Genomic DNA, 10,732 nt, shown 5'->3' with positions numbered 1-10,732 from the left:
GGGCTTCAGTTCAAGGCATTATACGCGGTGCTAAAGTAGTGAAGAGCTATCCTGTTGGCGATGTTTATACCACTGAATTACTACTCGATTTTGAAGATGTCTATAATATTTATCAAGCAAACCAAAATAGAAAAGAAATTACAGATGTAACTTACTTCTAATTGCTATAGCTACAAACTACCTAACCGACTAGCAATAATAAAACAAAAAAGGCGTTAATCTTAATGATTAACGCCTTTTTTGTGGTTTCAATTCTATATAACTAAGCTTTGAGTCCTAAACTTGACAGGCCGGCACTTTTTTTGCCTTTATTGTCATAAGTAATAGCATTCTTATTATGGCTCTCTAATAGACTGGTTTTCATACGCTCTACGGCGAGTTGAGAGTGTTGGATGATTTGGCCATTGACTAAATTTTGCTGTTGACAATGTTTTAACAACTCGGTGATTTCTGCTAGTTGGGAGACTAATTTCCCTGCGGCTTTATCTTGCGCGAAGCCTTGGTGTAGAGATATGTTTTGGTCTAGTTGCTGAATGGCTAATAGCAGGGTATTTTTTTCTTGACTGACGGTGAGTAGCGATTGTGGATCGTGTTGCTGTAAAATATTCTTTTCATTAGCAATTACTTGAGCCAGTGCCGTTAATTGCTGGTGTTGTAGCATCAACAATTCATTGGAAGTTAATTCTTGGTGATTCGACCCTTGTAACATAGGCTTACCTTTGATTTAGCTATAAATAATATGCCTAACAGTCTATCGTTAAATTAGCTTAAATTCAAAGCTAGCAATACTAGCCGCTAATTTTTCTGGATCTATTTTATAATCACCAGCGCTGATAGCCTTTTTTAATTCATCAATTTTCTTTTGATTAATCACTGGCGCATCTGCGGCTTTCTTCTGTAATTCATTCAGCTGTTTTGCTTGCGGAGTAATCGACACTGAGTCTTGTCCGGCACTTTTTACTTGTGCATTACTTGATGACGTTTGCGCAGATTGCTGCTTTACTTGCTGTTGCTGAGTCTGTTGAACTTGATTGTTTGCATTCAAGTTGTTGATATTTATAGCCATAATTTCATCCTATAGCAATGAAATGATATTTTAAATGAGTTCTATTGCCTTGTTATCGGCCATCAGCAGAATAACTTTAGCTAAAAATACATTAAAATATAAATAACATCACACGTAAGTTAACCGTATAATTATTTGTTAACCTAGATTGTGTATCTTTTGATTATAGATTAATTACTACTTGGTTAATAGCTTTGACACGCGGTGTGATAATTTTATTTGAACGAGTGTTTTTTACTCTAATTTGCTCATTAATATTACCAGAGCTTAATGCTATGCCTTGGGTTTTGATAGTGAAGACTTTTGATGAGGCAGTAATAGTAACCACATCGCCTTTACAAATTAAGCAGATACTTCTTTTACTAATGGTTTTACCCTTAGTGATACGCCTTTTAGCCTTAGCGCCAAAAACAATGGCAGTATCGGTTATTTTTTCACCGCGGATTCTGTTGATGGCTATGTAAGCTAGCTCGACATTGCTTTCGTCAAGCCGGTCTCCTTGGTTAATCGTACTTTTTGCAATTAAAACTGCTTTAGTTATTTCAACTTTGGCCGATAAATATATTTTCCATGGTATTGATTCATCACAACTAATTTTTACATTTACATTTCTCGTACTGTTTTTATCAGATATATTTGCTGTTAAGGGAATCTTGCACGACTTTATTACTATTCTGGGATCTAAGCGAGCAACAGAGATACGAACCTTTTCTTCGTTAGTTGAAGGGAATTTTTCTATTAAATAGGTATGTGTAAAACGTTCAATAAATGCACTGTCTAGTCCGGTTGCAGCAACAATTGGCTGCTTAATGAGCAATAAGAATAAAAAAAATAAAAAATGTTTGGTAAGTCGCATATATTTTGTTATCTATCTTTAAGTAAATGCAAATAATCGTCTATGCTTAACCTAAGTTAACAGTATGAAATGAGGTTAAATCAAGCGTCAACTATCAGGCGCTTAGTGTGATTATCAACTCTATATTTTAAATACAATTCAAGAATTGTGCCTTAAGTGTTTATTTGTTTAAACATTATAAATGGGTACGGTGTTACATGAGGTTTATATGGCAGGCATACTCGATTCGGTAAATCAGCGCACACAACTAGTAGGCGAGAACAGATTAGAATTGCTACTCTTCAAACTTGTCGGTAGGCAACTCTTTGGCATTAACGTATTTAAAGTGCGTGAAGTGATGCCATGCCCGAGATTAACTATATTACCTGGACAAGACTCTTATATTAAAGGCGTTGCTCATATTCGTGGCCAGACTATTTCTGTCATTGATTTAAGTAAATCCACCGGGGGCAGGGCAATCGAACAAACAGCAGATAGCTTTATTATCATTGCTGAATATAATCGAAGCGTGCAGGGCTTTCTTGTTGCCGGCGTAGAACGAATAGTTACCTTAAGTTGGGCGGATGTCATGCCTCCACCAGAGGGCGCCGGTAAATCTAGCTACCTAACCGCTGTCACTGAAATAGATGACCAAATGGTGTCAATTTTAGATGTTGAGAAAATTTTAAATGAAATTAGTCCTGTTTCAACGGTAGTAAGTGAAGATATAATTGATCCTAGCGTCGGTGAAAGTCTAGGCGATAAGCTGGTGATGATTGCTGATGACTCAACGGTTGCACGAAACCAAGTTAGAAGAGCACTTGAACCATTAGGTATTAATATGGTTTTAGCTAAAAATGGTCGTGATGCTCTAGAACAGTTATTAGCGATTGAGGCGACGTGTGAACATAGTATTACTGAAAAAGTTGCCTTGATGATTTCTGACATTGAAATGCCAGAAATGGATGGCTATACCTTAACTGCAGAAGTTAAAGGTAATGATCGCATGGCCAAAATGCCCATTATTTTACATACCTCGTTAAGTGGGGTATTTAATAATGCCATGGTTGAAAAAGTGGGGGCAGATGATTTTATTGCCAAGTTTCACCCAGATGAATTAGCTACAGCTGTAAAAAAATGGTTAAAAATAGAAGATTAACGCTTCAATACTACTTCAACGCCATTAGACGTTAGTTTATGGCTCCCCCCAATTTTGGTGGATTTAGATGAATACTTCGAAATAAACAGGAAGCTATTGTGTCAGCAAGAGAACTTGATGAAAAAAGTTACAACCAATTCAGAACCTTTTTAGAGCAGCAATGTGGCATTGTGCTCGGTGGAAATAAGCAATATTTAGTTAAGAGCCGCTTAGCCCCGTTAATGGCTAAGTTTGATGTTAGTTCACTAGGTGAATTAGTTACTCGGACACTTTCTCCGATAGAGCGGCAATTACGTGCCGCAGTCATTGATGCCATGACTACCAATGAAACCTTATGGTTTCGAGATGATTACCCGTATAAGTTACTGCAAAGTAAATTATTGCCAGATTTTGCTAATAGGAAAACCCCAGTTAAAATTTGGTCGGCCGCAAGTTCCTCTGGTCAAGAACCTTACTCAATTGCTATGTCTGTATTGGAGTACCAACAAAAAAATCCCGGATCATTCCCTCGTGGTGTACAGGTTATTGGTACCGATATTTCAACAACAATGTTAGAGCACTGTAAATACGGTCACTATGATAGTTTAGCTATTGCTCGTGGCCTATCGGAAGAACGTAAGAAGCGCTTCTTTGAAGCCGGTGATAACGGTATGTTGAAGATTAAAGATCAAGTCAAGAAAATGGTCAGTTTTAGGCCGCTTAATCTTCTGAATAGTTATAGCTTGATGGGCCGTTTTGATATTGTCTTTTGTCGTAATGTCTTGATTTATTTCTCACCGGAAATTAAGTCACAAATAATCAGTCAAATTCATGGCGCATTAAATCCCGAGGGCTATTTATTTTTAGGGGCCTCGGAGTCTTTATCCGGAATAAACCAAGATTTTACTATGTTACGCTGTAATCCTGGTATCGTTTATCAGAAAAAATAATCCAACCACATTTTGCTAACAGCTATTTAAAATAGCTGTTAGCAACCATTCTTACTAGCTACTCTCTTTCTTTTACAACTACCTAGTTTAATCCTTTGGCATAAATATTGAATATCATTTAGCTATAACGTAAATAATCGTGAGGCTATTATGGCTATAGGATTTGATCAAAGCTTTCAATTACACTCGCAGGGCATGCTTATTCGCTCTCAACGTGCCGAAGTTATTGCCAGTAATATTGCCAATGCCGATACGCCTGGATACAAAGCTAAAGGGTTAGATTTCAAACAAGCAATGGCACAAGCCGCAAATAAGCAACAAATGGGCATGTCGCGTACCAATGACAAACACTTTGATATTCGTATGGAACTAAATAATTCTGTCAATTATCGTATACCCGATCAACCTGATACCGGTGATGGTAATACTGTAGATGTACAAGTGGAACGAAACTTGTATCTAAAAAACTCATTAGAGTATCAGGCAAGTGTTCAATTTCTTAATGGCAAGATAAAAGCCATGAAGAAAGTAATTAGCGGAGGTCAATAATTATGAGTCTTTTCAACGTATTTGATATTACGGGCAGCGGTATGAGCGCACAATCAGTCCGCTTGAATACAACCGCGAGTAATATAGCTAATGCTGATAGCGTTAGTAGTAGTGCCGATAAAACTTACCGCGCTAGACATCCTGTTTTTGCCGCAGCCATGCAAGAAGCTGCCGCAGGGCAAGGGAAACATGACGGCAGTGGTGTCGGGGTTAGTGTTTTAGGCATTGTTGAAAGTGATAAGCCGCTAAATGTTGAATATGCACCTCATCACCCAATGGCAGATAAAGACGGTTATATCTATAAACCAAACGTTAATGTTATTGAAGAGATGACTAATATGATCTCTGCGTCTCGTTCATATCAAACTAACGTGCAACTAGCTGAGTCAGCCAAAAACATGCTCAATAAAACTTTACAGTTAGGGCAAAGATAATGAGCCATTTTGATATTATATTTAGTCTATTGCAAAACGTAGGAGTAGATAATGACATCCGTTACTAATACTAATCCCTTAGATGGAATTCGTTGGCAAAAAGAAGAATATAAAGAAGCAGAGCAAGATAAAGGCATGCTCACTCAGGCTGACTTTTTTGCGCTGTTAACTCAAGAATTAGCGAATCAAGATCCAACTAAGCCGGTTGATAACAATGAAATGATCTCGCAGATGACTGCCTTTTCCACCACTGATGGTGTGTCAAGACTTAATGATTCTTTTGACAGTTTTGCCGGCTCCATGACTTCTAGCCAAGCACTGCAAGCTTCATCGCTTGTTGGACGAAGTGTTTTGGTCGAAGACAATGTCTTTGGCATGGAAGAGGGTGAAATGGTAAAAGGCAAGCTGGTTACAGACACTGCAGCCAGTAACGTTAATATTTATGTTGAAAATATTGCCGGTGAAATTATTCAAACAGTGCCAGTAGGGAGTGTTGCCGCCGGTGGTATTACCTTTACTTGGGATGGTCAAACAGATAAGGGCGAACCAGCTCCGGAAGGCGCTTATCGTTTCCGTATTGTTGGTTTGGTCGAAGGGCAAGCCGCTGAAATAGAGGCGATGACATTCCGTAAAGTAGATAGCGTCACTTTAGCCGGTGCTGGCGGCAGTATCATACTTAACCTTAACGGCGGAAGTTCTATGGCATTAGCTGATGTGGTAGAAATAGCCGATGGTGACAGCTAAATTTAAATGAATTTTAGCGTTTTAATTAAGTAGCAAATATAGGCTTTACCTGGCCGAGCATTAACAAAAATTTAGCTAGGCAGGTATTAAGCAAAGTAGCGAATTTTTAAGAAAGTTAGATTATGTCATTTAACTTTATTGGTGCATTAAGCGGTTTGTAACCGTGAAGCATTTAAGCGGGTTTACAACATTAGCATTATATGATTTTTGTTGTCGCCGAACGAATTTTTAAGAGAGTTAGATTATGTTATTTAACTTTATTGGTGCATTAAGCGGTTTGTAACCGTGAAGCATTTAAGTGGGTTTACAACATTATAATTAGATTATTTTGTTGTTGCCGAACGAATTTTTAAGAGGATTAAACTATGTCATTTAATATTGCATTAAGCGGGCTAAACGCCGCACAAAAAGACTTAGATGTTACATCAAACAATATTGCCAATGTTAACACTGTTGGTTTTAAAGAGTCTCGAGCAGAGTTTGTTGATGTATATGCAGCATCTTTACTGGCTTCAGGTAAAACTAAAGTAGGTGATGGTGTTTTAACGGCAGATGTTGCTCAGCAGTTTTCCCAAGGCAGTATTCAATTTACCAATAACTCCCTTGATTTAGCTATTACCGGTAACGGTTTTTTTGCCACTGTACCTGAAATTGACAGTTTAGAGACTTCTTACACCCGTGCCGGTCAATTTAAATTAAACGACAGCAATTTTGTCGTTAATTCATCCGGTGGTTATTTATTGGGTTTTCCAGTTAATGCTGATGGCTCTTCTTCATCGGTAGCGCTAAGTACCTCAGCGCCAATACAAATACCGACAGCTTCTGGCGCACCAACAAAAACAAGTGAGGTGGATGTTAAGATGAATTTACCTGCGGGTGATGCTATACCCGCCTTTACCTTTGACCATACTGACCCACTAACCTATAACAACTCAACCTCGGTAACCATTTTTGATTCGTTAGGCGACAGCCATGTAATGACTTATTACTTTATAAAGTCAGCGCCGAATACTTGGGACATGTACTCTGCCGTAGATAATATATTGGTCGATATTCCTACCGGACCAGTTAATAATGGTGCGGGTATTAACGGCGCACGATTAACCTTTACTCCGAGTGGTGACTTCGATACTCAAAACCCTACTCTTATTAAAACCGCACCATTGAACGCGGCGATATTAAGTAATGGCGCTGATCCATCTCAGGAGATTATTGTCGATTTTAATTTAGATAACACAGGACCAAACTCGAATGAACCAACCCAGTTTGCCTCTAATTTTGAAGTAACCTCATTAAAGCAAGATGGTTTAGCGGTTGGCCGTTTAACCGGTATTAATATTGGTACTGATGGTCTGGTACGCGCAACTTACAGTAATGGTACCGAGCAACCTTTAGCGCGTATTGCGTTAGTTAGCTTTGCCAATAATCAAGGGCTCACTCAAGTAGGAAATACTTCATGGAAAGAGAGTATTGTTTCCGGTGAAGCGTTAGCCGGTGAAGCGGGAGCAGGTACTTTTGGTACCATTAACTCCTCGGCATTAGAGCAATCCAATGTTAATTTAACCACCGAATTAATCGATTTGATTTCTGCCCAGAGAAATTTCCAAGCCAACTCGCGCGCCTTGGAAGTTGATAACCAGTTAAACCAAACTATCTTACAAATTAGATAGTTTTCATAACCGTTAACGTTATTGGCAAAGAGTACACGCCAGTAAGTTAATGATAAAGCTGTTAGCAGGCGTTTTTCTAGACGCCACTAGCAGCTTTTTTATTTTATACCCCCCTACAGACTAACCGCTTTATTTCTCTCTTCCAATAAGTGCTTTTATGATAGCTGGCACCCTCCTTGCATTTACTAGATATGACCTTTTATTTTTGGAAAATCATTATGGATAAGTTGCTTTATATCGCCATGAGTGGTGCTAAACAAAACATGCAAGCCTTATCAATAAATGCCAACAACTTGGCGAATGCTAAAACCACTGGCTTTAAAGCCGATTTAGCACAAGCGCGTAGTATGCAGGCATTTGGCGAGGGGCTACCTTCCCGTGTTTTTTCAATGACAGAACGTGCTAGCCAAAATTTTGACTCAGGCTCAGTCCTTCATACCGGTCGTTCATTAGATGTTGCCATTGAAGGTGATGGCTTTTTTGCCGTGCAAGCTGAAGATGGTCAAGAAGCTTATACCCGTGGTGGTCATTTTCGTTTAACCGAAACTGGCGCATTAGAAACTAATGATGGCGAACTCGTTATAGGTGAAGATGGCCCTATTACCCTACCGCTACCGGTAAATAATATTCAAATTTCTCGTGATGGCACCATCATGGTTCAGCCAGAAGGTGCACCGAGTAGTGTGCAAGAAGAAGTAGGCCGTATCAAGTTAGTGAATCCAGATACTCGTTTAGTTGAAAAAGGCAATGATGGTCTTTTTCGCGCCAAAAATGGTGGGCAATTACTTGCCGATGTTAACGTTAATGTTCTCGGCGGCGCATTAGAATCAAGTAATGTTAACCCAATTAATGAAATGACCGAGATGATTGCATTACAGCGACAGTTTGAAATGCAATTGAAAATGATGAAGACCGCAGAAGAAATTGATGCCAGTGCTGCTTCGTTATTACGTGCTTTTTAAGCATTGACAATATATATAGCAATATTTTAGTAAATGTTTACCTGTTTGTCGTGAACAGTTACCACTCAATCAGAGGTGATGTATGAACCCAGCATTATGGATAAGTAAAACCGGCTTAGATGCGCAAAATAAAGATATTGCGGTAATCTCTAACAACTTAGCGAATGCTAGCACCATAGGCTTTAAAAAAAGCCGGGCAGTTTTTGAAGATTTACTTTATCAAAATATTAATCAACCCGGTGGCCGCACGGCACAAGATACGGAAGCGCCGTCAGGTTTGATGTTAGGTGCGGGTACCAAAGTAGTTGCCACGCAAAAGATTCATACCCAAGGTGACATGATTACCACAGATAACGCGCTTGATCTGATGATTCAAGGTGAGGGTTTCTTTGAAATATTGATGCCAGACGGTAGCTCTGCTTATAGTCGTAATGGTCAATTTACCATGGATGACGAAGGCAATATGGTTACTCCTGGTGCGGGTTATCTTATTCAGCCGCAAGTGACTATTCCTGAAGATGCCCTAAGCATTATTGTCTCTCAAGATGGTGAAGTTTCAGTGACACTGCAAGGACAGGCGGAGCCTGCCGTGGTAGGTCAAATTAACTTAATCAACTTTGTTAACCCTACCGGCCTTCAGCCAGTAGGGCAGAATTTATATATAGAAACTGCGGTCAGTGGCGCGCCACAAGAAGGGGTACCTGGCCTTGAAGGTTACGGTATGTTGGTCCAAGGCGCACTTGAAACTTCCAATGTAAATACCACGGAAGAGCTGGTTAACTTAATTGAGAGTCAGCGTATCTATGAAATGAATTCCAAAGTGATTTCCGCCGTTGATCAGATGCTGAGTTATATCAATCAACAGCTTTAGTACAAATTCTTATTTTATATTGTTCACTTTTATATAGTTGAGTTTAACTTAGTGAACAAACAGGAGGCAGTGATGAAAAGTAAAACCATTTTAAGCAAATTTACCTTAAGCAAAGGCTATTTATCCATGGTTAAGTTACTTTCCGTTAGCTTATTAATTGCTGTTACTACAGCTTGTAGTAATACCGTCGAATTAAGTAAAGCACTGCCAAACGACCCTGATTTTGCGCCAATAATGCCAGAAGAAGAAGAAGAACGTATTGTACCGACGGGATCATTATTTAAACCCAATTACGTTAATAATATTTATTCAGACTCTAAAGCGCACCGTGTTGGCGATATTATTTCAGTTATTTTAAGTGAAAGAACGCAAGCCAAGAAAAATGCTAAAACTGAGCTAAAAAAAGAAAATGACAGTAGCTTAGATGCTGTTACCGGTCTAGGTGGTTTTCCAGTCACTATTGGGGGTGAATCACTTCAATTCGGTATCAGTCAAGATTCAAGCTTTAAAGGTGACTCAAAAGCTGATCAAGGTAACAGCTTAACTGGCAATATTTCAGTCCATGTACTGAGAGTGTTACCTAACGGAAATTTAATGATTCGTGGTGAAAAGTGGTTAACGCTAAATAATGGCGATGAATATATTCGCTTAACGGGTGTTATTCGCTCCAAAGATATTAATTCTAACAATACTATTTTATCAACTAAAGTCGCCAATGCGCGCATTCAATATGCAGGTACCGGTAGCTTTGCGGATACCAATGAGCAAGGTTGGATGGTTAAGTTTTTCAACAGCTCTTGGTGGCCATTTTAGTTTCTTCACAGATAAAATAGGCTTGGCGTTAACGCAGAGTTTCAGTTCAAAGTGTTTTTTAAGGGTTTAGTTTAAGGTTTCAATCTAAGGTATAAGTCTAATGAAAGTAGTAATAAATACATTTATCCTCCTGGCATTATTGGCATCCTCGTCAGTAAGTGCTCAGCGTATTAAAGATTTAGCCGATGTTGCTGGGGTACGTTCAAACCAATTAGTGGGTTATGGTTTAGTGGTTGGTTTACCTGGCACCGGTGAGCAAAGCCCGTTTACCGAGCAAAGTTTTAAAACTATGTTAAGTAACTTTGGTATTACTATGCCAGAAAAACTAAAACCAAAAATCAAAAATGTTGCTGCTGTAGCGGTACATGCTGAATTAAGAGCCTTTACCAAAACGGGGCAAACTATAGATGTTACTGTTTCTAGTATGGGTAGTGCTAATAGCCTACGTGGTGGTACCTTATTACAAACTATTTTAATGGGCATCGATGGTAATGCTTATGCGGTAGCCCAAGGATCTTTAATCGTTAGTGGTCTAGGTGCACAAGGTTTAGATGGCTCGCAAGTGTTAGTTAATATTCCAACGGTAGGTCGTATCGCCAACGGTGCTATTGTTGAGCGAGAGGTTAAATCACCTTTTTCATCCGGAGATCACATTACCTTTAATTTACGACACTCTGACTTTACCACTGCGAAGCGTTTG

At 39.0% G+C, this 10,732-nt stretch carries 13 protein-coding genes and 1 pseudogene; 11 read left to right on the top strand and 3 right to left on the bottom strand.

Annotation, left to right across the window (positions count from 1 at the left end):
- Positions 1–161: pseudogene (locus HRT50_RS12475) on the top strand (flagellar biosynthesis protein FlgP); the annotation flags it as partial.
- Between the two features lie 101 nt (positions 162–262).
- Here the strand turns inward: HRT50_RS12475 and flgN are convergent.
- The 3 genes from flgN to flgA all read right to left on the bottom strand — a co-directional run bounded on the left by flgN (position 263) and on the right by flgA (position 1,922).
- The gene (gene flgN / locus HRT50_RS12470; RefSeq protein WP_291614969.1) at positions 263–709 is read right to left on the bottom strand and encodes a flagellar export chaperone FlgN; all 447 of its coding nucleotides are present in this window, start codon (positions 707–709) and stop codon (positions 263–265) included.
- Positions 710–757: 48 nt separating this feature from the next.
- Complete coding sequence (gene flgM / locus HRT50_RS12465; RefSeq protein ID WP_291614967.1) at positions 758–1,066, bottom strand: flagellar biosynthesis anti-sigma factor FlgM; 309 nt, start codon at positions 1,064–1,066, stop codon at positions 758–760.
- A gap of 163 nt (positions 1,067–1,229) precedes the next feature.
- Entirely contained in the window at positions 1,230–1,922 is a 693-nt protein-coding gene (flgA, locus tag HRT50_RS12460; protein ID WP_291614965.1) for a flagellar basal body P-ring formation chaperone FlgA, read from the bottom strand.
- Positions 1,923–2,130: 208 nt separating this feature from the next.
- On the opposite strand from flgA, the gene HRT50_RS12455 reads away from it, so the two are divergent.
- The 10 genes from HRT50_RS12455 to HRT50_RS12410 form a co-directional block, all read left to right on the top strand.
- Positions 2,131–3,060, top strand: coding sequence for a chemotaxis protein (locus HRT50_RS12455; RefSeq protein WP_291615008.1), 930 nt, complete (start codon positions 2,131–2,133; stop codon positions 3,058–3,060).
- A 98-nt stretch (positions 3,061–3,158) separates the two neighbouring features.
- Positions 3,159–3,989 (top strand): protein-glutamate O-methyltransferase CheR, encoded by an 831-nt coding sequence (locus HRT50_RS12450; RefSeq protein ID WP_291614963.1) that lies wholly within the window; start codon positions 3,159–3,161, stop codon positions 3,987–3,989.
- A 150-nt stretch (positions 3,990–4,139) separates the two neighbouring features.
- Positions 4,140–4,538, top strand: coding sequence for a flagellar basal body rod protein FlgB (flgB, locus tag HRT50_RS12445; RefSeq protein ID WP_291614961.1), 399 nt, complete (start codon positions 4,140–4,142; stop codon positions 4,536–4,538).
- Positions 4,539–4,540: 2 nt separating this feature from the next.
- Positions 4,541–4,972 (top strand): flagellar basal body rod protein FlgC, encoded by a 432-nt coding sequence (gene flgC / locus HRT50_RS12440; RefSeq protein WP_291614959.1) that lies wholly within the window; start codon positions 4,541–4,543, stop codon positions 4,970–4,972.
- A gap of 51 nt (positions 4,973–5,023) precedes the next feature.
- On the top strand, positions 5,024–5,716 hold the full coding sequence (locus HRT50_RS12435; protein ID WP_291614957.1) for a flagellar hook assembly protein FlgD: 693 nt from the start codon (positions 5,024–5,026) through the stop codon (positions 5,714–5,716).
- Positions 5,717–6,081: 365 nt separating this feature from the next.
- Positions 6,082–7,386 (top strand): flagellar hook protein FlgE, encoded by a 1,305-nt coding sequence (gene flgE, locus HRT50_RS12430; protein ID WP_291614955.1) that lies wholly within the window; start codon positions 6,082–6,084, stop codon positions 7,384–7,386.
- Positions 7,387–7,604: 218 nt separating this feature from the next.
- Positions 7,605–8,348, top strand: a complete 744-nt coding sequence (gene flgF / locus HRT50_RS12425; RefSeq protein ID WP_291614953.1) for a flagellar basal-body rod protein FlgF — start codon at positions 7,605–7,607, stop codon at positions 8,346–8,348.
- A gap of 82 nt (positions 8,349–8,430) precedes the next feature.
- Positions 8,431–9,219 carry a flagellar basal-body rod protein FlgG gene (gene flgG / locus HRT50_RS12420; protein WP_291614951.1) on the top strand — a complete coding sequence of 263 codons (789 nt, stop codon included), beginning with the start codon at positions 8,431–8,433 and terminating at the stop codon, positions 9,217–9,219.
- A gap of 72 nt (positions 9,220–9,291) precedes the next feature.
- Complete coding sequence (gene flgH / locus HRT50_RS12415; RefSeq protein ID WP_291614948.1) at positions 9,292–10,032, top strand: flagellar basal body L-ring protein FlgH; 741 nt, start codon at positions 9,292–9,294, stop codon at positions 10,030–10,032.
- A 100-nt stretch (positions 10,033–10,132) separates the two neighbouring features.
- A partial coding sequence (locus HRT50_RS12410) for a flagellar basal body P-ring protein FlgI (RefSeq protein ID WP_291614946.1) occupies positions 10,133–10,732 on the top strand: 600 nt, incomplete at its 3' end.

Origin of the sequence: Colwellia sp. (genome assembly GCF_013215345.1) — a bacterium.
GTDB lineage: Bacteria > Pseudomonadota > Gammaproteobacteria > Enterobacterales > Alteromonadaceae > Colwellia.
Note: the sequence above shows the minus strand (reverse complement) of the source record. Positions and strands in the feature narration are given on the sequence as shown.

Excerpts from the sequence above, each read along its gene's own strand:
- flgN (WP_291614969.1), bottom strand. The coding sequence starts at position 709 with ATGTTACAAGGGTCGAATCACCAAGAATTAACTTCCAATGAATTGTTG.
- flgM (WP_291614967.1), bottom strand. The coding sequence starts at position 1,066 with ATGGCTATAAATATCAACAACTTGAATGCAAACAATCAAGTTCAACAG.
- flgA (WP_291614965.1), bottom strand. The coding sequence starts at position 1,922 with ATGCGACTTACCAAACATTTTTTATTTTTTTTATTCTTATTGCTCATT.
- HRT50_RS12455 (WP_291615008.1), top strand. The coding sequence starts at position 2,131 with ATGGCAGGCATACTCGATTCGGTAAATCAGCGCACACAACTAGTAGGC.
- flgB (WP_291614961.1), top strand. The coding sequence starts at position 4,140 with ATGGCTATAGGATTTGATCAAAGCTTTCAATTACACTCGCAGGGCATG.
- flgC (WP_291614959.1), top strand. The coding sequence starts at position 4,541 with ATGAGTCTTTTCAACGTATTTGATATTACGGGCAGCGGTATGAGCGCA.
- HRT50_RS12435 (WP_291614957.1), top strand. The coding sequence starts at position 5,024 with ATGACATCCGTTACTAATACTAATCCCTTAGATGGAATTCGTTGGCAA.
- flgE (WP_291614955.1), top strand. The coding sequence starts at position 6,082 with ATGTCATTTAATATTGCATTAAGCGGGCTAAACGCCGCACAAAAAGAC.
- flgF (WP_291614953.1), top strand. The coding sequence starts at position 7,605 with ATGGATAAGTTGCTTTATATCGCCATGAGTGGTGCTAAACAAAACATG.
- flgG (WP_291614951.1), top strand. The coding sequence starts at position 8,431 with ATGAACCCAGCATTATGGATAAGTAAAACCGGCTTAGATGCGCAAAAT.
- flgH (WP_291614948.1), top strand. The coding sequence starts at position 9,292 with ATGAAAAGTAAAACCATTTTAAGCAAATTTACCTTAAGCAAAGGCTAT.